The following is a 21,131-nucleotide window of genomic DNA, read 5'->3' as shown; positions in this document are numbered from 1 at the left end:
CTTCGTAGGGCGAATGCGTTGCGCCAGTCCCCCTCTCCGTCTCGGCTTCGCCGAGCCACCTCTCCCCCACATTCTGGGGGAGAGGAAAGCCCAAGTTCTGCTACTTCCAGTTCTTGCGCCGCTTCATCTCGGCTTCGGAAGGCTCTTCCGTCGCGAATGACCCGGTCTTGATTTCGCCGCCGCGCTCATAGCTCGCCATGATGACGCCGGTGCTCGATGCCTGCGACTTGGTCAGCTTGAAGGCGGCGGGCAGCGCGTCATCGCCGAACAGCCGCTTACCCTTGCCCAGCACCAGCGGGAAGATCAGCAGGCTGATCTCGTCGATCAGGCCGTTGGCGAGCAAGGTCTGGATCAGCTCGCTCGATCCCTGGATCAGCAGGTCCGGGCCATCTTCCTGTTTGAGCTGGCGCAGCGTGGCCACGACATCATCGCCAAGCGACTGGCTGTTCCGCCAGGTGAGCGAGTCCGGCCTGTGCGTCGCCACATATTTGGTGACGGCGTTGAAACTGTCGGCGATCAGACCGCTCTTCTGATACGGCCAGTAGGCGGCGAAGATGTCATAGGTCCTGCGGCCGAGAAGCAGCGCGAAGGGTTTCGAGAACGTCTCGTCCATCGCGGCGCCCATCACATCGTCCCAGTAATGGAACGTCCAGCCGCCGAATTCAAAACCGCCGACCGGGTCTTCCTCCGGTCCGCCGGGCGCCTGCATGACGCCATCGAGGCTGACGAATGTCGCGGCGATGATCTTCCTCATAGGATGTTCTCCTTTTTGTCATCCATGCCGTCAGGGCCGGATTGCGGTCAAAGGACGGGCGAGCAGGCGCTGGTCCGACAGGGGCCGGAAAATTTCTGGCATTCCAGCCTCACGAAGACCGAAGGCTCCGCGACGAGAACCAGACGTCGCCGATGACGGCGATGGCGGTGCGGTCCGGCGCCTTGTCGGCCGTCAGCCAGATCGAGCGGCTGCGCGCGGCGTTGTCGCGGTCGGGGATTTTCGCCATGGCGCCTGCGAGCGAGGCGCCGACGCAAGGGATGAACCATGACCGCATGAACGGGTCGCAGGCAAAGCCTCTTTCCGTGCGGGTCACCATCACCGCCAGGCCGACGCGCTCGGCCGGGCGCCAGGGAAAGATCATGCGGCCGCCGGGCCTCAGCGCCTTCAGCCAGTCGGCCGGCGGCGCCACGACGCCGGCATTGACATAGATGATATCCGACGGCGGCAGGCCGCCGGTCACCGCGTCGCCATGGATGACGGTCACATTGCCATAGGGTTCGAGATTTTGCCGCGCACGGTCGGCAAGATAGGCCTCCAGCTCGAAGGCGGTAACGGTGCCGGGCGAAACCAGCCGTGCCAGGAGCGCGGTGTAGTAGCCGGTGCCGGCGCCGACATGGGTGACGGCCTCGCCGGGCTTTGGCGCCACCTTGCCGATCCACATGGCGTGCAGGAACGGTTCGCCATTGTTGATGCCCTTGGCGGCGTCGAGCGCCACCAGCACATTCTGGTAGATATGGACCGGATCGGCGCTCGGTGTTTCGAACGTGGCGTTGCCGGCGATGACCGTCCATGGTCCGGGGCCGAGAAAGGCTTCGCGCGGCACCTCAGTGAAAACCGCCTCGAGGCGAGGATCGGCCGAGCCGGCATGGGCGGCCAGCAGCCGCGCGTAGAATTTTCGAGCTTCGGCAATCTGCGTCATGGCCTGGCAAGATAGCGCGGAATGCCGATTTGTCGCGGCCGTCCTGGCTGAGAGAACTCTCACCCAATGCCGGCGATGGCGTCGTAAAGCAGCCTGAAGTTGAGGACCAGGATGACGGCGGCAACCACCCAGGCAAGTGCGGCGACGGCGCGCGGAATGGCGAACGTGCCCATCTTCTTCTTGTCCGACACGAACAGCACCAGCGGAATCACCGCGAAGGGGAGCTGCATCGACAGGATCACCTGGCTGAAGACGAGGAGCTGTCCCGTCCCTTTTTCGCCATAGAGCGCGGTGACGACCACCACCGGAATGATGGCGATGCCGCGCGTCAACAGGCGGCGCGCCCATTGCGGGATGCGCAAGCGAAGAAAACCCTCCATGACGATCTGCCCGGCGAGCGTCGCCGTTACCGTCGAGTTCAGGCCGGAGGCAAGCAGCGCCACGGCAAACAGGATCGAGGCGATGCCGAGGCCAAGCAGCGGCGACAGAAGCTCGAAGGCCTGGCCGATCTCGGCGACGTCCTGATGGCCGGTGCCATGGAAGGCCACGGCCGACACGATCAGGATGGAGGCGTTGACGAACAGCGCCAGGATGAGGGCGATGGTCGAATCCGCCGTTGCCCATTTGATGGCATCGCGCTTGCCGGCCTCGGTGCGCTCATAGGCGCGGGTCTGCACGATCGAGGAATGCAGGTAGAGATTATGCGGCATCACGGTGGCGCCGATGATGCTGATGGCGATGTAGAGCATTGCCGGATTGGTGACGATTTCGGACGACGGCACGAACATCGAATGCAGGATCGAGCCTACCGGAGGAGCGGCGGCAAAGATCTGGATGGCGAAACAGCCGAAGATGATGATCAGGAGCGCCACGATGAAAGCCTCGAGGTAGCGGAAGCCCCTGTTCATCAGCAGCAGCACGAGGAATGCGTCGAGGGCGGTCAAGACGGCGCCGCCGATCAGCGGAATGCCGAACAGGAGTTGTAACGCAATCGCCGTGCCGATGACTTCGGCCAGGTCGCAAGCGATGATGGCCAGCTCGCAGGCGATCCACAGCATGAAATTGACCGGTCGCGGATAATAGGCGCGGCAGGCTTGGGCGAGATCGCGGCCGGTGGCGATGCCGAGCCTGGCGGCGAGCGCCTGCAGCAGGATCGCCATCAGGTTTGACAGCATGATGATGAAGAGCAGCGTGTAGCCGAACTGGGCGCCGCCGGCGAGGTCGGTCGCCCAGTTGCCAGGATCCATATAGCCGACCGAAACCATGTAGCCCGGTCCCATGAACGCGAATAGGCGGCGAAACCAGGTGCCGGTCTGGGGCACCGCGATCGAGGCGTTGACCTCGCGCAGGCTGGGCTGCTCGTCTTCTTCCGGCCGGGCGAACCGCCACATGGATCGGGGCGCTGATGTGGCTTCGGCGTCTGACATGGAGGCTTTCCGCTTGAATGGAGGGTTGCGCTTCCCATCTATGTCGTGGCTCAACATTATGCAATATGCTATATTTCATTGATCATGCTTTTGTGATGTGCCCGGTCAATGCCCAGTTGGATAACCCCAAACGCCGGTTGCTCCTGCCTTGGAATGCAAATAAACGGCCAGAACGATGGAAGCCCGTGCTATGAATATGCACGCCGGCTCATCCGCCGACAGTCGAGGAGGAGCGCATATTGGCGCTGAAGAAAAAACCGGTCCTGCGCGAACCGCTGCCCGACGCTGAAATCCATTCGGAGGGTTTCCGGCAGACGCGCGAAGCGCGCCGCAGCGCGCTGGTCGAGGACTATGTCGAGCTCATCGCCGACCTGATCGAGGATGGCAACGAGGCGCGGCAGGTCGACATCGCGGCGCGGCTCGGCGTCGCCCAGCCGACCGTGGCCAAGATGCTGACGCGGCTGTGCGCCGATGGGCTGGTTTCGAGGAAGCCTTACCGTGGCGTGTTCCTGACGGAGGCCGGCCGCAAGGTTGCGGAAGAGAGCCGCATTCGCCATCAGACGGTGGAAGCCTTCCTGCGCTCGCTCGGCGTCAGCGCCGAGACGGCGCGCATCGACGCCGAGGGCATCGAGCACCATGTCAGCGCCGAGACGCTTGAAGCCTTCCGCAAGGCGATGATCGCGGCCCGCTGATACCGGATTTCGTCCAGACCATTCCATGCCGGGTGATCCGCCGGAACCGCTGCGTCGCCGATGCGTTTGATATCGTGCCACGCGATTGTCGCGAGGCGAGGAGGAGAGATCATGGGCGTTGAACAGGCACCGACCGCGAAGGGCAAGCAGGCGGCCAAGGGATTGAGGCAGGCTGCCGCGAAGGACGAACGCAAGACGGAAGCAGAAACCGGCCACCCGCTGGAAAAAGGTGCCGCTCGTTTCGAGGAGCGCTCCAAAAGCTCCGACGGCAAGAGCGCCGGCGCCAAGCAGAAGGGCTGAACCAAGGCCAGACCCAGAAAGATCAGCCGGGCCTTTCAATTTGCCCGCGACGATGCGGCTCACTCCTGAGTGTCCTGCACCCAGCAGGTGACTGATCGGAAGGCCGCCGCGTTCAAGCGCCCTGCAACGTCTCCGAACCCGTAACGGCAACACTGAAATCGAGGGTGACGGCGCCCGTCGGTTCGAGGCCTAGACAAATCAGTGCCTCCAGCGGCAGCAGGATTAGGCCAATCGTCCGCAAATGCTCCCCACATTCTTTGTCCCTTCGCGGCTATGGCCTGGTTCCATCCAGGCCATAGCCGCGAAGGCGCCGCGTCACCAACGTTCAGTCGTGAAAAATGCTGTGACTTGGCGCGGCCGTTGAGATAATTGTTGTCGGGTCCGATCGGACCGAGACTTGAGCCCGATCAACCGGAAATTTGCGTCGCGGGGGGTTGCCATGCTCTGGAAGGGCCGTCGTCAGAGTGACAATGTCGAGGATCAACGCGGCCAGGGCGGTGGACTCGGCGGCGGCAGTCCCGGTCAGTTCCGCATCCCGATCGGCGGCAGCAGTGGCGGCCGCATGTCGCTGTCGAGCATAATCATCCTGGGCGTGATTGCCCTGATTGCCTGGGGTGTCTTCGGCATCAACCCCTTGCAGATTCTGAACGGTGGCGGTGGCTTGATGCCGGGCGGCGGCGGCCAGATCACCGACAACAGCGGCAGCCAGGATGGCGGCACCGGCGCGCCTGCCTCCGACGAGATGAAGCAGTTCGTCTCGACGGTGCTGGCCGAGACCGAGGACACCTGGACCGGCATTTTCCAGTCCGAGGGCCTGACCTACGAGAATCCGAAGCTGGTCCTGTTCAGCGGGCAGATCCGCTCGGCTTGCGGCTTCGCCTCTTCGGCCGCCGGTCCGTTCTACTGCCCCGGCGACCGCAAGGCGTATCTCGACACCACCTTCTTCCAGCAGCTCGACCAGCAATTCGGCGCTTCGGGCGATTTCGCCCAGGCCTATGTGATCGCGCACGAGGTCGGCCATCATGTGCAGAACCTCACCGGCGTCCTGCCCAAGTTCAACCAGATGCGCCAGCAGATGGGCGAAGCCGAATCCAACCAGATGTCCGTGCGGGTCGAGCTTCAGGCCGACTGCTTCGCCGGTGTCTGGGCGCATTTCACCGCGCAGAAGGGCATTCTGGAACAGGGCGACATGGAAGAGGCGCTGAACGCCGCCAAGCAGATCGGCGACGATACGATGCAGAAGAAGATGCAGGGCTACGTTGTGCCGGAAAGCTTCAACCATGGCACCTCGCAACAGCGGCAGACCTGGCTGGTGCGCGGCTATAAGAGCGGCAAGCTCTCGGATTGCGACACGTTCAACAATCCGATCTGAAGCGCCGGCTTTTCTCGCTGATCTGACGGCAGTATTGCCGTCAGGGGATGTCAGGATGGAGACATCCTGCCCGTTCCCTTATTGTTCTCAGCCATGCGCTCGCCTATAAGGTGCCTCCGCCTTCGCCCCGGGCGGTCGAGGAGTTACCGTCATGATCGACCCCAAGACCGCCAGGCGGGGCCTTGCGCTCGTTTTCACCACGCTGCTGCTCGACATCATCGGCTTCGGCATGCTCATGCCGGTGCTGCCGGCCTATCTCAGGGAATTGACCGGCGTCGGCATCAGCGAGGCGGCCATCGAAGGCGGCTGGCTGTTATTCGCCTATGCGGCGATGCAGTTCGTTTTCGCGCCCATCATGGGCGGGTTGAGCGATCGGTTCGGACGGCGGCCGATCCTGCTCGCCTCCGTGCTCACCTTCTCCATCGACAATCTGATCTGCGCCATCGCCTGGTCCTACCCGATGCTGTTCATCGGGCGTGTGCTGGCCGGCATTTCCGGCGCCAGCTATTCCACGACATCCGCATTCATCGCCGACATCTCGACCGACGAGAACCGGGCGAAGAACTTCGGCCTGCTCGGCATCGCCTTCGGTGTGGGCTTCGTCATCGGGCCGGTCCTGGGCGGGCTGCTCGGCACGTTCGGGCCGCGCGTGCCGTTCTATTTCGCCGCCGGGCTTGCTTTCGTGAACTTTCTGATTGCGCTATTTTTCCTGCCGGAAACGCTTGATGACAAGCACCGTCGCCGCTTTGAGTGGAAACGCGCGAACCCGGTCGGCACGCTCATCCAGATGCGCAATTATGAAGGCATCGGCTGGATCGGTCTTGTCTTCTTCCTGATGACGCTTGGGCACATGATGTATCCGGCGGTCTGGTCGTTCGTCTCCAGTTACCGCTATGGCTGGAGCGAACAGCAGATCGGCTTCTCGCTCGGCGCCTTCGGCCTGTGCGGAGCGATCGTCATGGCGACGGTCCTGCCGCGCGTGATCCCCAGGCTTGGCGAGTGGAAGACGGCGGTAATCGGTCTTGCGTTTACGGCACTCAGCGCCTTTGGTTACGCCTTCGCCTGGCAGGGCTGGATGATCTATGCGGTGATCGTCGTCGGCTGTCTCGAAGCGTTGGCCGATCCGCCGCTCAGGAGCCTCGCCGCCGCCAAGGTGCCGCCTTCGGCGCAAGGCGAACTCCAGGGCGCGATGACGTCGATCTTCTCGATCACCTCGATCATCACGCCGCTGCTTTATACGGCGATCTTTTCCTGGTTCACGGGGCCGAACGCGCCCGTGACCTTCGGCGGCGCTCCCTATCTGCTCGGCGCGATTTTCCTGACGCTGGCGCTCATCGTCTTCGTCACGAAAGTAGCCAAGCCGACGCCGAAGGAAGCCGAGCGCATGCATGCGCAGGAAGCGGTGACTGACACGGCTTGAACGGCGCGACGCGCGGAAAACCGAAGCTGGCTTCGGTCCTTCCACTGCTTGGCTGGTCTGCCGCTAAGCGCGCTCCGCCAGCAATTCCTCGCCGCGTTTCTCGCGGATGAGATTGACGAAGCGGCGGAACAGATAGTGCGAATCCTGTGGCCCGGGCGAAGCCTCGGGATGGTGCTGAACCGAAAACACCGGACGGCCGGTCAGCGCGATGCCGCAGTTCGAGCCGTCGAACAGCGAGACATGGGTTTCCTCGACGCCCTCGGGCAGCGAGTCGGCATCGACGGCAAAGCCGTGGTTCATCGAGACGATCTCGACCTTGCCTGTCGTGTGGTCCTTGACCGGATGGTTGGCGCCGTGATGGCCCTGATGCATCTTCTGGGTGCTGCCGCCCAGTGCCAGTGCCAGCATCTGGTGGCCGAGGCAGATGCCGAACACCGGGATGTCGGTCTTCAACAGATCCTGGATAACCGGCACGGCATAGTCGCCGGTGGCTTCGGGATCGCCGGGGCCGTTCGAGAGAAAGATGCCGTCGGGCTGCATGGCGAGGATCTCGTCGGCGCCGGTCTTGGCCGGCACGACGGTGACCTTGGCGCCGAGACCGGCAAGCAGGCGCAGGATGTTGCGCTTGACGCCGTAGTCGATGGCGACGACATGCATCGACGGCTCGGCCTGTTCGCCAAAACCCTCGTTCCAGACCCAGGGCGTCTCGCGCCAGACCGAGGACTGGCCCGAGGTGACTTCCTTGGCGAGATCGAGCCCGACCAGGCCGGACCATGCAGCGGCGCGGCGCTTCAGATCGTCGAGGTCGAAAACGCCGTCGGGCGCATGCGCGATGACGGCATTGGGCATGCCCTTTTCACGGATCAGCGCGGTGAGCGCGCGGGTATCGATGCCCGACAGCGCCACGATGCCGCGTTTCTTCAGCCACTGGTCGAGACCGGCTGCTGCGCGATAGCTGGAGGGGTTGGTGACGTCGGCCTTGAAGACAGCGCCGACGGCGCCGGCGCGGGCGGCAGGGTTGAGGTCCTCGATGTCCTCGTCATTGGTGCCGATATTGCCGATATGCGGGAAGGTGAAGGTGACGATCTGGCCGGCATAGGACGGGTCGGTAAGGATCTCCTGGTAGCCTGTCAGCGCCGTGTTGAAGCAGACTTCGGCGACGGCAGAGCCGGTGGCGCCCAGGCCGCGGCCCTCGATGACGGTGCCATCGGCCAGCACCAAGAGGGCGGTGGGTTTTTCGGTGGCCCAAGGGGCGGTCGTCATTGCCATGGCGGCACTCCTAAAGGCTGCGTGCGGATCGTGCTGCGCAGCAAACAGCGCGGCAGCGATTTCTCGAGCCTGCTCGCCTCAATTCTTTGTCTCGTTCATGTCGTTGTCCCAAAACCGCCATGCACTTTTGGACAGCATGAACTCATTGTCTTATGCAAGGCCGAGTACATAGGGGAAGGCGCCAGAACGGTCAATGATACAGCCAGTGACCGGCGCCGATTTATTTCGTCCAACAATATCAGTGATTTGTGCGTCCGAGCGAAATTTGCCTTGTGCTTTCGGCGAGGCTATGTTCCGCCGCGTTCGAAGGAGAAAGCACGATGCGCGCAAAAATAGCCGAATCCCTGAAGAGCGCGATGAAGGCGCAAGACAAGCACCGGCTGCCGACGCTGCGGCTGATCCAGGCCGCCATCCACGACCGCGACATCGCCAATCGCGGCGCCGGCAAGGAGCCGGCCAGCGACGAGGAGATCCTGCAGATCCTGGCCAAGATGGTGAAGCAGCGTGAGGAGTCGGCCAAGGCCTTCGAGGACGGCAAGCGGCCGGAACTGGCCGCGCAGGAGCGCGGCGAGATGGAAATCATCCGCGGCTTCCTGCCAACGCAACTGGATGACGCTGCCATAGCAGCCGCTGCGCGCGAGGCGATCACTGCCACCGGTGCGGCCAGCCAGAAGGACATGGGCAAGGTGATCGCCGCGCTGAAACAGAAATATGCCGGCCAGATGGATTTCGGCAAGGCCAGCGGCATCGTCAAGGGCTTGCTGCAGTAGGGGGTTTTCCGTCCATCAGGTCCGTTGCGTGACCGGGCACGGAACAGTCTGTCGCCATGATCGAAATCGTCAAACCGACGCTCGAGCACCTTCCGTCCTACAAGGCCGCGCTGGAGCGCGGCTGGTCGCCCGACAATGTGCGGCTCGAGGAAGCAACGCGCGAGCAACTCGTGGTCATCGAGGAGGATCCGGTGGCCTTCCTGGCCGGCCTTGACGACCCTGAAGCGAAGGGGCCGCCGATCAGCTTGCCCGACGGCACGACAGTGCCGCGGCTGCCGGGCTTCCGGCGCTGGATCTGGGATGGAGAGGCCGCCGGCTCCATCGGCTTTCGCTGGCAGCACGGTACCGCCGAGTTGCCGCCGCATGTGCTCGGCCATATCGGCTACGCGGTGGTGCCGTGGAAGCGCCGGCGCGGCTATGCGACCGAGGCGCTGCGGCTGATGCTGGCCGAGGCGAGGGCGGTGGGTCTGCCCTTTGTCGAGATCACCGCCAAGCCGCATAATCCGGCGTCGCACAAGGTGATCCTCGCCAATGGCGGCAAGCTCGTCGGCCACTTCTTCGAGGACGCCGCCTATGGCGGCGCGGAAAGCCTGCGCTTTCGGATCGAGTTGTAGGCTTCCGATGGGATTGGGTCCGCATTGCCGGGCCGGTCCGTCAGCCGTCGAAATCCATCGACAGTGCAGCATCCCTCTGGTCTTCGAGTTCAGTGAGCCTGCTCCGGAGCGCGCTGCTGATCGAGGCGTAGGCGGCGGCGCCGAAGGTCAACCGCCGGGGGGCGGTATTCTGTTCGACTGACGCGATCATCGCTTCCACCATCTTCGGCGCATCGCCCTTCACCTCGAAGGAACCTTCAGCAAAAGCCCGGCGCAAATCCCCGACTGGCGTGTTCCCATAGGCGTCCGTAGGCTCGGCGCCGACCAGGCCGGCCGCAAAGTTTGTCCGCGTCGGTCCGGGCTCGACGATCGTGAAGCCGATGCCAAACGGCGCGACCTCCTGCCGAACGGATTCGACAAAGCCTTCGATGCCCCATTTGGTGGCGTGATAGAGGCTGAAACCGGAATAGGCCATCTGTCCGCCTTCCGAGGAGATTTGCAGAACCCGGCCGCCACCCTGTTTCCTCAGATACGGGAGCACGGCGCGGATGAGTTGGATCGAGCCGATGAGGTTGGTATCGATCAGGTGGCGGATCTGGTCGTCGCCCAGTTCTTCCGCCGCGCCGAACAGGCCGTAGCCGGCATTGCTGACAATGGCGTCGATGCGGCCGAGATCACGAAAAGCCTTGTCGATCGTCCGCCGCATGGCCTCGGAATCGGTAACGTCAAGCGAAGCGATCCAAAGGCGGTCGCCATGATCCGCCTTCAAGTCGGCAAGCGCTTCAGACTTGCGCACGGTCGCGGCCACGCGGTCGCCACGGGCCAGAAGCTTTTCCGTCAGCAGCCGGCCGAAGCCGGAGGAGGTGCCAGTGATGAACCATGTTCTGGTCGCGGGGGAAGTCTTGGTCGTGGTCATCGGAGAAGTCCTTGTTCGCCAGGCCGCGTGATCGCGGCTACCTCCACACAAGATATTTCTTCCAATTCATGATACTATCCGTTCAATCTTGCATGAGTTGGTGAAGATTTCCCATGAATGATGGACCCGGCCTTCGCGAACTGACCGCACTTGCCGCAATTGTCTCTCATCGCAGCTTTCGCAGGGCGGCGGATGATCTCGGCCTGTCGCCCTCGACGCTCAGCCACATGATGCGGGCGCTGGAGCGGAACATGGGCGTGCGCCTGCTCCATCGCACCACGCGCAGCGTGGCACCGACAGAGGCAGGAGAACGGCTCGTCTCGCGCCTGCAGCCGCTGCTGCGGGATATAGATGCGGCCCTTGCCGAGGTAGACAATTTCCGCAACGTTCCGGCAGGTACGCTACGGATCAATTCCAGCGAGATCGCGGCCCGACTGCTGTTCAAATCCGTGGTGCCGGCTTTTCTTGCGCGCTTCCCACGGGTTTCGCTCGATATCGTCACCGAGGGCAGGCTGGTCGATATTGTCGCCGAAGGCTTCGACGCGGGCATCCGGCTTGGCGAGGCCGTGCCGCAGGACATGGTCGCGGTACGCTTCGGCGGCGAGACGCGCTTCATTGCCGTCGCGTCGCCGGCCTATCTCGCCGCCCGCCAGGTCCCGAGGGTGCCGGACGATCTGAAGGGTCACAGTTGCATCCGATTCCGCCTGCCGAGCGGCAAGCCGTTTCGTTGGGAGTTCGAGAAACATGGCCAGGAGATCTCGATCGATGTTCCGGGCATGCTAACGCTCGATCATTTGGAACTGATGGCCGAGGCAGCGGCCGGTGGCCTGGGAATCGCTTACATTTCCGACAGGTCGGCCCAATCCTACATCGAGCGGGGAGCGCTCGTCAGCGTGTTGGAAGATTGGTGTCCGCCCATTCCCGGCCTTTTTCTCTACTATTCCGGTCATCGCCTTGTGCCGCCGGCGCTGCGCGCCTTCATCGATGTGCTGAAAGAGACAGGCTGAGCAAAACAGATTTCCGTTATTCGGCAGCGGCCGGCAGGGGTGGTGCGGCCTTGCTGCGCCATTCCGCAACATGCGAGGCGAGCGCGACCGCCACGGCGACCAGCATGGCCATCGCGCCCACCACGGGCAGGATGCGATAGCCATGGCCGGCATTGAGCATGGCGGAACCGAGCGAGGCGGCCATGCGTATGGCCTTGGCCAGTAAGACCTATCGTTCGCCGCGGCGATAGGGCTGCATGAGTGCCTGGGGTACCCGCGCGCGGCGCGCCATGACGGCAAGTGCCGCGATCGACAGGAAATACGGGATCATCAGAAAAATCTGGTAGGGAATGATGCCGCCAAGAGCCGCTTGCAGTCGGAGCTGGAATGCATCGAAAAACGCGAACAGCAGGGCGCCCAGCAAGGCTCGCCCCGGCCGCCAGGAAGCGAACACCACCAAGGCGATACAGATCCAGCCACGCCCCTGCACCATTGTCGGAAAGAAGCTGTTGAAGGCCGAAAGCGTCAAAAACGCGCCACCCGTTCCCATCAGCGCGCTGCCCACCATGATCGTGCCATAGCGTATGCCGACAGGGTTGATGCCTTGTGCTTCGGCTGCGTGCGGATTTTCCCCGGTCATGCGAATGGCAAGTCCGAGCGGTGTACGGAAGATGACGTACGTCATGAAGACGGCCATCAGAATAGCCAGATAGGTTGGCGCCGTCTGGGTGAAGACGGCCTGCCCGAAAAACGGAAGGTCGGACAAAAACGGTATGGAAAGTGGCTGAAACGGCTCGATGGTCGGCGGCGAGGAGGCGAGCGGCACGTTTAGCCGGAAGAGGAAGTAACTGAGACTGGAGGCGAACAGCGTGATCCCGAGGCCGGTCACATGCTGCGACAGGCCCAAGGTAACCGTCAACAGCGCATGCAGCAGGCCGAAAGCAGCACCTGCAAGGGCCGCCGCCAGCATTCCGGCCCATAGATCGCCGCCGTTGAATACTGTCAGCCAGCCGACCATTGCACCGAAGGTCATGATACCCTCGATACCGAGGTTCAGCACGCCCGAACGTTCGCACAGGACGGCGCCGAGCGTTCCGAAGATCAGCGGCGTTGCGATCCGCAGGGTTGCGGCCCATAGCCCCGCTGAGGCCAGGGTGTCGAACAGCGCCGTCATCTGCGGATCCTGTATTGTGTGAGGAACAGAGCGATGAGCATCGTCAGCAGCGATAGCGCCACTGTAACGTCGGCGATATAGCTCGGGATACCGAGCGCCCGGCTCATGCCGTCGGCGCCGACGAACATCGCCGCCGTGAAAACAGTAGCAGCGATCACCCCGACAGGATGCAAATTGGCAAGCATTGCGACGATGATGCCCGAGTAGCCGTAACCTGGCGAAAGGTCGGTGGTGACGTACCCTTTGACGCCCATCACCTCTATGGCGCCCGAAAGCCCAGCCAACCCTCCGGAAAGACAGGCCACCATCACGAGCGTGCGGCCAAAAGGCACGCCCGCGAAGACGGCGCCAGCGGGACTGAGGCCGGCTGCACGCGAGCGCATGCCGAATACGGTGCGCGATTGCACGAGATGGATGATGACTGCCGCAGCCACGGCCACGGCCAGGCCAATGTGAAGGCGCGACCGGGCAATCAGCTTGGGCAGCAATGCATGATCGCCAACCGGCAGGGACTGTGGCCAGCCGAAAGCCAGAGGATCCTTGAGCACGCCATCAATCAGCAGCGACACGAACAATACGGCCACGAAGTTCAAGAGCAGGCTGGTCACCACCTCGTCGACGGAAAAGCGAAGTCGCAGCCACAAAGGTAACAGCATCAGCACCATTCCGGCCAAGGCGCCGGCGGCAAACAGGATGGGAATCAGTACTGCCCCCGGAAGGCTGGAGAGGGCACCGGAGCCAAGGGCGGCGACCGTAATCGCGCCGACGTAGAATTGCCCTTCGGCGCCGATGTTCCAGAGCCGTGCCCGGAAGGCGACCGCGGCCGCCAGACCGGTGAGGATGAGCGGCGTAGCACGCGTCAGTGTTTCAGTGGCGGCAAGGCGTGAACCGAAAGCACCAACGCCAATACGCCAATAGGCCTCGAGTACTGGCGCGCCGGCCATAGCGATCAGAATCCCGGCGATTGCCAGCGCTGCCGCGATCGCGATCAGCGGCGAGACGAGAACGAGGAACAGTGGCCTGTGGCTGCGCCGCTCAAGACGCATTGACTGCCCCTTCCGTCTGGCGCCATTCGCCCGCCATCATCAGGCCGAGCCTGCGTGGATCCGCCGTTTCCGCCGCGATTGCCGGCGACAGCCTGCCGTTGACGATGGCCTGTATGCGATCGGCAAGGCCGATCACCTCGTCGAGATCTTCCGAGATCAGCAGCACCGCCGTCCCTTGCCTGCGCGCTTCCAGTATGCGGGCATGCACCGCCGCTACCGCGCCTTCGTCGAGCCCGCGCGTGGGTTGGGCGGCAATGAGGATGCGGGGCCGATCGGACAGATTGCGTCCGAGAATAAGCTTCTGCATGTTGCCGCCAGACAGAAGACGGGTGCGGCTGGCGGGTTTGCCTCCACGCACGTCAAAATCCGCGATGATCCTTTCCGCGAAAGCCATACCGGCCTTGCGGTTCACCAGACCGTACTTCGAGAACGCAGGCGACCAGACGCGCTCCAGTATCGTGTTTTCCCAGATCGACATCTCGCCGATGGCGCCCTCTTTGTTGCGGTCCTCCGGAATTCGCCCAACGCCGGATTCGATCAAGCCTCGCACACTGAGATTGGCTACGGGCTCGCCGAATAGCAGCATGCCGCCGTCGCTTGGCTTCGCAAGGCCAGACACAAGATGAGCGAGCGTTGTCTGGCCGTTTCCCGAGACCCCGATGATCCCGAGCGTCTCGCCGGCGCACAGATGGAAGCTGACATCCTTTAGCCTGTCGACACCACCCTGGCGCACGGTCACGCCCGTCACCTCGAAAACAACCGCACCGGGCGCGGCCTGGTCGCGTACCGGGCGCGTTACCCTGTGGCCAACCATCAGTTCGGCCAGATCCGCCTTGCTGGTCTGGCCCACCAGGCGTTCCGCCGCCACCTTGCCACCGCGCAGGACAACGATGCGGTCGGCAGCGGCCATGACCTCATCGAGCTTGTGGGAAATAAAGATCAGCGACAGCCCTTGCCTCGCCATTTCCTTCAGCGTGCGAAACAAACGCTCGGCCTCGATGTTTGTCAGCACTGCCGTCGGCTCGTCGAGGATCAGGATGCGCGCGTCGTTGTAGAGTGCCTTGAGTATCTCCACGCGTTGCTGTTCGCCAACCGACAGGTCGCCCAGGCGAGCGTCGGGATCGACGTCCAGGCCGAAACGCTGAACAATGCCGAGAAGTTTTGTCCGCGCCGTGACCGTTTCCGACTTGAAGGACCATAGCTTTTCGGTGCCGGTCATGATGTTGTCGAGGACCGTCAGATTTGGCGCCAGCGAAAAATGCTGGTGCACCATGCCGATGCCGGCCCGGATCGCCGCCCGGGGTTTGCCCGGAGGCAGTTCCACCCATCAATCAGGACGCCACCGGAATCGGCCCTGTAGTGTCCAAAGAGTATACTCATCAATGTCGTCTTGCCGGCGCCGTTTTCGCCCAGCAACGCCAGGATTTCGCCCCTGGCGAGCGAGATGGAGATATTCTCGTTGGCGACGATGTCGCCGAAGCGCTTGCTGATCCCGGACAATTCGAGAACCGGCGTTTCGGTCATGACACCAGCCCAGCAACTGGAAAGCGGTGCTGCCAGCGCCCTGCCGCTTCAAGATGTGCGGCCAGGTGGAGCAGCAGATTGTCTTGCCCCATTGGAGCGAGCATCTGCACCGGCAGGGGTAAGCCCATTGGGTCACGGCCAAAGGGCAAGGTGATCGCCGGGAAGCCTGATATATTGGCAAGTGACGCCGTCGGCGCGAAAGCTGCCATTCGATCCAGATGCAATTCGGTGTCCGCATGGTCGACAGGAAAGGAACCCAGCGCCAACGGCGCGCAAGAAAGCATGGGCGTCAAAATGATATCCACAGCGTCGAAGAGAGCCCAGACATCGCGACTGACATGAACGGCGTCATTCAACGCGTCCCATAACCGCGCACCCGTCATCCGTCGGCCACGCTCCGCAAAGGCGCGCGTGAGCGGCTCTACGCGCTCCATGTCGCTGTCGGCGAGGCTGGTAAGGTTCACCGAAATGATACTGCCGAACGCACTCTGGCTTGCGGCGGTGCATTTTTCGAAAGCGTCCCAGCCGAGCGGTATGATCTCGTGTCCACCTGCTTCCAGCAAGCACCCAGCCGCAAGAACGGCTTCGCATCGCAAATCATCGGTAGGATGAAGGGCGCCGGTGTCGGTCAGCAAGCCAATGCGTAGCTTGCTTTCACGATGGTTCACGACAGCGGGATCGGCGCCGGGACCTTTTGCGCTGCCGCGAAGGGCCTGGAAAATCAATGCCGTATCGCGAACCGAGCGGCATACCGCCATCTCGCTGGCGATGCCACCGAGATGATTGGTGAAAAGCGGCCCGCCGGGCATGGCGCCACGCGTCGGTTTTAGACCCACGAGGCCGCAGCAGGCCGCCGGAACCCGGATCGAGCCACCCGCGTCCGTGGCGTGGGCTATCGACACGATGCCGGAAGCGACGGCCGCGGCGGCGCCGCCGGAAGAGCCCCCAGCCGTTCGCGTCGGATCAAGAGGGTTGTGGCAAATCGGGCCGCGTAGCGGTTCGCTCGTCAACGACAATCCGAATTCCGGGCTGGTGGTAAGGCCGAAAAGGCAAAGGCCGGCATCGCGAAAGCGCTTCGCAAACTCGGAATCGGCGGAACCGTCCGCACGTCCAGCAAGGGCGCGAGAACCCGCATGAACCGCGAAACCCGCAAACGGCCCGCCGAGGTCCTTAGCCAGGGTTGGGACGCCCCTAAAGGGCCGCCCGGCGAACCGCGCGGGATCGGCCAGGCGTTCCCGTTCGGCGGCACTTGCCGCCTCCATGCCGCTGTCCGCGTCAAGACGACAGATCGCTCCGGTATCGGCATGCGCTATGGCTGCCGCCACCGCCGCCGCCATAGCGTCGGTGCAGGAGAGCGCGCTGGAGTCGATCAGTTCCGCAAGCGCCGTGGCATCGTCACGCGGTTCCACTTGCTTCGAGGATTTCAACACGGCCGCAAACCACGCGATCGCAAGCGTTTAGGTGGGTTGCTCCATCATGATTGGAACCTCGAAAGCCCCGGATTTGATGGCGGCACGCTTGGCCTCCATCGCAGCCTCGGCTTCGGCCGAGGCGACACCTTTCACGTAAACGATGTCGCTGCCACCATATTTCATCAGGCCGAAATGGGTGTAGCTGTTACCGGCCGGCTTCGCGGCCTTCACGTCGGCGATGGCCGCATCGAGAATCGGTCTGAAATACCACATCGCGTTGGCGAAAACTGTACCGGGATAACGCGGCGTATAGTCGATGAGTGATCCGATCGACTTTATGCCGCGCTCCTTGGCGGCATCGGCTGTGCCGATACGTTCGCCAAAGAGGATGTCGGCGCCAGCGTCGATCTGGGCAAGGCCGGCTTCGCGCGCTTTCGGCGGATCGAAGAACGTGCCGATAAAGGAGACGAGGCGCTTGGCATCCGGGCGAACTTCCCTCACGCCAGCCGTAAAGGCGTTGATCAGCATGTTGACCTCGGGGATTGGAATAGCGCCAACGGAGCCGACAATGCCCGATTTTGTCATTGAGCCGGCCAGCATTCCCGCCAGATAGGCGCCGCCATGGTTCCAGGTACCGAAGACGCCGAAATTCTGGCCCGCAGCTTCGCCGCTGGATCCCATGAGGAAAGCCGTGTCGGGATAGTCGGCCGCGACCTGGCGGGCTTCGCGCTCGACGGCATAGGATTCCCCGACGATCAGTTTGCAACCCTGCTCGACGTATTCGCGCATGGCTCGTGGGTAGTCTGTCCCGGACACGCCTTCGGAAAAGACATAGTCGATGGCGCCTTCGGCGGCTGCGTCCTTGAGCGCCTTGTGAAGGCACGCATTCCATGCATTTTCGACGGGAGATGCGTGAATGCCGGCAACCTTGAGCACCCCTTGTGCTCGTGCGGCCGGTACCAGGATGCCCGCGCCAAGCGCCAACCCCGACGCCAGTACGGTTCGACGCGAAACTATGGTCTGATTTGTCATTGTCAGTTCCCCTTTTTTATCAGTTGGTAAAAATTTGATCGGATTTTTGGATGATGTCAATCGGATACGTCAAGCTCTTCGCGCACCCGTCATCATCGCCACCACCAACCTTGTCTGTTTGCGAATGGCCAAAGCGTCCTCGGCTGTGCAAAAATGAACCACTCAGGTCAAACGGTGACGTCTGTCGCTCGACAGGACACGATGGCCATCTGAGTTTCGCGTAGGCTCGGTGCGAGGCTGGCCATCATGGCCGATACCCGCGCCACCGTGCCGGTGGTTCTGATAACGCCATGCGCCTGCTGCGCTGGCGGAGGTGATGCTGTCGGTACCGCCTATTGGGCGGCGGCCGGGACCGGCGGCGTCGCCTTGCCGCGCTCTTCCGCAATGTAGGAGGCAAAGGCGACGGCAACGGCGACCAGCATGGCCATCGCGCCAACAACCGGCAGGCTGCGATAGCCATAACCGCCATTGAGCATGGCGGCTCCGAGCGATGCGGCCAGCGCTATGCCGACATTGAAGCCGGAGGGAATGAGCGAGGAAGCAAGGTTGGAGGCGTCAGCGGTCCAGGCCAGGATGCGGGTCTGGATCGGCGTGCCGATGGCGAAGTTGAGGCCACCCCAGATGACGATCGCAACGATCATCGGCACGGGATAGGGGCTGACGGCATAGATCACCGCCAGCACCATCGCCTGCAGGAAAAGCATGGTGATCAGCGAAGGCATCAGCTTCCAGTCGGCAAGCTTGCCGCCGAGAAAGACGCCGAGCGTGGCGCCGACGCCGTTGAGCAGCAGCACCCAGGGCACCAGGCTCTCGTCGAGGCCGGTGACTTCAAGCAATGTCGGCGTGATGTAGGTGAACAGGGTGAATTGGCCGATCATCAGCATCAGCATGAGGATCAGCGAGGTCCAGACTTGCTGGCGGGCCAGCACGCGCACCTCGCGGGCAAACCCCGCCGGTCGGTTCGATGCACCTGTCGTGCGCGGCAAAAGCGCCAGCATGGCCAAGGTCGCCACCACGCCCAGCGCGCACATGACCCAGAAGGTGGCACGCCAGCCCCAGAGATTGCCGATCGCGGTGCCGGCCGGCACGCCGATGACGTTGGAGACAGTGAGGCCGGACAGGATAACCGCCACAGCCATGCCGCGCTTGTCCTTAGGAACGAGGCCGACCGCGACCACCATGGCGACGCCGAAATAGGCGCCATGCGCCACGGCCACGGCAATGCGCAAAAGCAGCATGGATGAAAAGTCGGGCGCTAGCGCGCAGGCAGCCTGGCCGATGGTGAAGGCGATGGCGAGACCGAGCAGCAAGGCCTTGCGGGAGATGCCGTTGGTGGCGAGAGCCAACAACGGGCCGCCGACCGCGATACCGCCGGCATAGCCGGAGACGAGATAGCCGGCGGTCGGAACCGAAACGCCAAGCCCTTGCGCCACCTGCGGCAGCACGCCGGCAATGACGAACTCGGTGGTGCCGAAAGCGAAGGCGGCAAAGAACAGGGCGAAGAGGGGCAGCATGATGCGAAAAGCGATCCTGAAATGAGTTGGCCTCAAATCACGGATAAGAGCCGCGGGCAATCCAGAAATTGTCGAAGCCCGCTTTAGGTTTTCTTGATTAGCTCGCCTTGAGCCGCGAGCCGCCGAGCAGGCCGCGTTCCTCGAGCACGGGATAGGCCATCGAGGCGAGCAGCGAGTTGATCTGCTTCAAGTCGCGGATCGTATCGAGATGGATCGAGCTGGTCTCGACGCTCTTGGCGCTGCCGTCGCGCAGCCGCACGAAATGGCTGGCGCTGGTCTCCTTCTCGCGGTCGCGCAGCCGGTCCTTTTCGAGCACGAGTTGGCGAGCGGTTTCGGCGTCGCGCGACACCAGCACGTTGAAGGCGAGCCGCGCGTTGGCCAGCACCGAGGCATGGAAGGCGGAGAGCTCGCGCCAGCCCTCGGGCGTGAATTCCAGCCCGCGCTCGAGCTTTTTCCTGACATGCACCAGCATGTTGCGCACGATGATGTCGCCGACCTGCTCGAGCTTGACGCAGGCGCCGATCAGTTCCTGGCAGCGCAGCGCCTCGTCCTCGGAGAGTGGGTTCTTGGTGACCCTGGCCAGATAGAGCTTTATCGCCGCGTGCTTTTTGTCGACGCGATCGTCGAGCGCGGCCAGCGCCTTGATCTTGCCGGCGTCGGCGCTCTCATACAGCTCGATGATGCGGTTCAGCATGATCTCTACCGTCTCGCAGACCCGGACCACCTCGCGGGTGGCGTTGGCCAGCGCCTGGCCCGGTGTGTCGAGGGCGCTTTCATTGAGCGCCGACAGCTCGATGATTTCGAGCGACTCGGGCGGCGCCGGCTTGGTGCCGAGCGCGACGATCTTCTCCGAGGCGCGGTAGACGAGGCCGGCCAGCGGCAGGCCGGCGAGCAGGATCAGCACATTGAACAGGATGTGGGCGTTGACGATCTGGTCGGGCACGGTGGCGCCAAGAAAGGCGACCGGCGGCTTGAACGACAGGAAAAGGACGAGCATGACCAGCGAGCCCATGCCGCGCATCAGGAGATTGCCGATCGGCACGACGCGCACGCCGGGCTCCGCATTGCGGGTGAGCAGCGGCGCGATGATCGACGAGCCGAGATTGACGCCGAGCACCAGCACGATGCCGAGTTCGGGCGGGATGAAGCCACGGCCGGCAAGGGTGACCATGAGCAGGACCGCGGCGATCGAGGAATGGAACAGCCAGGTGACCAGAGCCGCCAAGAGGTAGGCGGTGACCGGGTCGCTGGAGAAATAATTGACGATGACCGGCATCAGAGTGCTCTGGCGCAGCGGCTCCGACGCCTGGCCGATCATTTCCAGCGACAGGACGAGCAGGCCGACGCCGACCAGGATACGGCCGAACTGGCGCCAGTCGCGCCGTTCCGTGGCCATGAACATGACGGTGCCGGCGACAAGGCAGACCGGCACCAGCAGCGTAAGATCAAAGGTGAGCAGCTTGACCACCAAAGCCGAGCCGATCTCGGCGCCACGCACGGCAAGCTGGCCCGACATGCCGCTGACGATGCCGGCGCCGGCAAAGGAGCCGACCAGCAAGGTGACGGCGGTGGAGCTTTGCAGCGCGACCGACAGGCCGCAGCCGGCCAGGACCGCCATGAAAGGATTGCGCATGGTGGCGCGCAGCTTGTGGCGCAGCACATCGCCATAGGCGCGCTCGACGCCGGTCTTCACCATGCGGGTGGCGAACAGCATGAGCGCCACGGCGCCGGCAAGATGCAGGAGGACGACGGAGCCGCTCATGCCGGCCTCGGCAATTCGACAGGTGTCCGCGGCGCGGGTGCCGTGGCGGCGAAGGGGCGGAAGAGGGCACGAATCATGGACATTGCGGAAGCCGATAATACTCTGAATTACTTTAGCCGGATAATAAATTTCGCCCAATTCGGGCAGCGGCTGGCGCGCGACGGGGCGTGTCGGAAATGGATGGATGGCAAAATGGCTGCATTGCCGGCCGCCTTGCGCGGGCCTGCT

19 protein-coding genes and 1 pseudogene are annotated in these 21,131 nt (G+C 63.2%); 7 read left to right on the top strand and 13 right to left on the bottom strand.

Annotated elements, in window-relative coordinates; translation table 11 throughout:
• Positions 1 to 100: 100 nt before the first annotated feature.
• From MESS4_RS26985 to MESS4_RS26975, 3 genes are all read right to left on the bottom strand, one after another.
• Positions 101 to 754, bottom strand: coding sequence for a dihydrofolate reductase family protein (locus MESS4_RS26985; protein ID WP_006338188.1), 654 nt, complete (start codon positions 752 to 754; stop codon positions 101 to 103).
• Positions 755 to 863: 109 nt separating this feature from the next.
• Positions 864 to 1,694: a protein-L-isoaspartate O-methyltransferase gene (locus MESS4_RS26980; protein WP_036242282.1), complete on the bottom strand. Its 831-nt coding sequence runs from the start codon at positions 1,692 to 1,694 to the stop codon at positions 864 to 866.
• A gap of 59 nt (positions 1,695 to 1,753) precedes the next feature.
• Positions 1,754 to 3,121: an Nramp family divalent metal transporter gene (locus MESS4_RS26975; RefSeq protein ID WP_006338185.1), complete on the bottom strand. Its 1,368-nt coding sequence runs from the start codon at positions 3,119 to 3,121 to the stop codon at positions 1,754 to 1,756.
• A 239-nt stretch (positions 3,122 to 3,360) separates the two neighbouring features.
• Between MESS4_RS26975 and mntR the strand changes: the two genes are divergently transcribed.
• The 4 genes from mntR to MESS4_RS26955 all read left to right on the top strand — a co-directional run bounded on the left by mntR (position 3,361) and on the right by MESS4_RS26955 (position 6,905).
• Positions 3,361 to 3,813 (top strand): manganese-binding transcriptional regulator MntR, encoded by a 453-nt coding sequence (gene mntR, locus MESS4_RS26970; RefSeq protein WP_006338174.1) that lies wholly within the window; start codon positions 3,361 to 3,363, stop codon positions 3,811 to 3,813.
• A 111-nt stretch (positions 3,814 to 3,924) separates the two neighbouring features.
• Positions 3,925 to 4,113 (top strand): hypothetical protein, encoded by a 189-nt coding sequence (locus tag MESS4_RS26965; protein ID WP_006338172.1) that lies wholly within the window; start codon positions 3,925 to 3,927, stop codon positions 4,111 to 4,113.
• Between the two features lie 439 nt (positions 4,114 to 4,552).
• Positions 4,553 to 5,485: a neutral zinc metallopeptidase gene (locus MESS4_RS26960; RefSeq protein ID WP_006338171.1), complete on the top strand. Its 933-nt coding sequence runs from the start codon at positions 4,553 to 4,555 to the stop codon at positions 5,483 to 5,485.
• 151 nt (positions 5,486 to 5,636) lie between these two features.
• On the top strand, positions 5,637 to 6,905 hold the full coding sequence (locus MESS4_RS26955; RefSeq protein WP_006338170.1) for a tetracycline resistance MFS efflux pump: 1,269 nt from the start codon (positions 5,637 to 5,639) through the stop codon (positions 6,903 to 6,905).
• Positions 6,906 to 6,968: 63 nt separating this feature from the next.
• Here MESS4_RS26955 and carA read toward each other — a convergent pair whose 3' ends face one another.
• Entirely contained in the window at positions 6,969 to 8,174 is a 1,206-nt protein-coding gene (gene carA, locus MESS4_RS26950; RefSeq protein ID WP_006338169.1) for a glutamine-hydrolyzing carbamoyl-phosphate synthase small subunit, read from the bottom strand.
• Positions 8,175 to 8,494: 320 nt separating this feature from the next.
• Here carA and MESS4_RS26945 point away from each other — a divergent pair, with 320 nt between their 5' ends.
• Both MESS4_RS26945 and MESS4_RS26940 read left to right on the top strand, forming a co-directional pair.
• Positions 8,495 to 8,944: a GatB/YqeY domain-containing protein gene (locus tag MESS4_RS26945; RefSeq protein ID WP_006338168.1), complete on the top strand. Its 450-nt coding sequence runs from the start codon at positions 8,495 to 8,497 to the stop codon at positions 8,942 to 8,944.
• Between the two features lie 56 nt (positions 8,945 to 9,000).
• Positions 9,001 to 9,558, top strand: coding sequence for a GNAT family N-acetyltransferase (locus tag MESS4_RS26940; RefSeq protein WP_006338167.1), 558 nt, complete (start codon positions 9,001 to 9,003; stop codon positions 9,556 to 9,558).
• Between the two features lie 40 nt (positions 9,559 to 9,598).
• Here the strand turns inward: MESS4_RS26940 and MESS4_RS26935 are convergent, their stop codons facing one another.
• Positions 9,599 to 10,453 (bottom strand): SDR family oxidoreductase, encoded by an 855-nt coding sequence (locus MESS4_RS26935; protein WP_006338166.1) that lies wholly within the window; start codon positions 10,451 to 10,453, stop codon positions 9,599 to 9,601.
• Between the two features lie 113 nt (positions 10,454 to 10,566).
• On the opposite strand from MESS4_RS26935, the gene MESS4_RS26930 reads away from it, so the two are divergent.
• Positions 10,567 to 11,460, top strand: coding sequence for a LysR family transcriptional regulator (locus tag MESS4_RS26930; RefSeq protein ID WP_006338165.1), 894 nt, complete (start codon positions 10,567 to 10,569; stop codon positions 11,458 to 11,460).
• 16 nt (positions 11,461 to 11,476) lie between these two features.
• Here MESS4_RS26930 and MESS4_RS33815 read toward each other — a convergent pair whose 3' ends face one another.
• From MESS4_RS33815 to MESS4_RS26895, 8 genes and pseudogenes are all read right to left on the bottom strand, one after another.
• Positions 11,477 to 11,644 carry a hypothetical protein gene (locus tag MESS4_RS33815; protein WP_006338164.1) on the bottom strand — a complete coding sequence of 56 codons (168 nt, stop codon included), beginning with the start codon at positions 11,642 to 11,644 and terminating at the stop codon, positions 11,477 to 11,479.
• Positions 11,645 to 11,668: 24 nt separating this feature from the next.
• A complete protein-coding gene (locus MESS4_RS26925) occupies positions 11,669 to 12,613 on the bottom strand; it encodes an ABC transporter permease (protein ID WP_006338163.1) in 945 nt (314 codons plus the stop codon).
• Complete coding sequence (locus MESS4_RS26920) at positions 12,610 to 13,659, bottom strand: ABC transporter permease (RefSeq protein WP_006338151.1); 1,050 nt, start codon at positions 13,657 to 13,659, stop codon at positions 12,610 to 12,612. The genes MESS4_RS26925 and MESS4_RS26920 overlap by 4 nt, the downstream gene beginning before the upstream one ends.
• Positions 13,649 to 15,183: pseudogene (locus MESS4_RS26915) on the bottom strand (ABC transporter ATP-binding protein). Before MESS4_RS26915 ends, MESS4_RS26920 begins: the two are co-directional and overlap by 11 nt.
• The gene (locus tag MESS4_RS26910; RefSeq protein ID WP_081609875.1) at positions 15,180 to 16,520 is read right to left on the bottom strand and encodes an amidase; all 1,341 of its coding nucleotides are present in this window, start codon (positions 16,518 to 16,520) and stop codon (positions 15,180 to 15,182) included. Before MESS4_RS26910 ends, MESS4_RS26915 begins: the two are co-directional and overlap by 4 nt.
• A gap of 120 nt (positions 16,521 to 16,640) precedes the next feature.
• The gene (locus MESS4_RS26905; RefSeq protein ID WP_006338131.1) at positions 16,641 to 17,627 is read right to left on the bottom strand and encodes a BMP family protein; all 987 of its coding nucleotides are present in this window, start codon (positions 17,625 to 17,627) and stop codon (positions 16,641 to 16,643) included.
• A gap of 332 nt (positions 17,628 to 17,959) precedes the next feature.
• Positions 17,960 to 19,144: an MFS transporter gene (locus MESS4_RS26900; protein WP_081609874.1), complete on the bottom strand. Its 1,185-nt coding sequence runs from the start codon at positions 19,142 to 19,144 to the stop codon at positions 17,960 to 17,962.
• Positions 19,145 to 19,238: 94 nt separating this feature from the next.
• Entirely contained in the window at positions 19,239 to 20,903 is a 1,665-nt protein-coding gene (locus MESS4_RS26895; RefSeq protein ID WP_006338116.1) for a Na/Pi cotransporter family protein, read from the bottom strand.
• Positions 20,904 to 21,131 lie beyond the last annotated feature (228 nt).

The organism is Mesorhizobium sp. STM 4661, assembly GCF_000359125.1.
GTDB lineage: Bacteria > Pseudomonadota > Alphaproteobacteria > Rhizobiales > Rhizobiaceae > Mesorhizobium.
The sequence above is the reverse complement of the archived record's forward strand: the minus strand, read 5'-3'. Positions and strand labels throughout refer to the sequence as shown.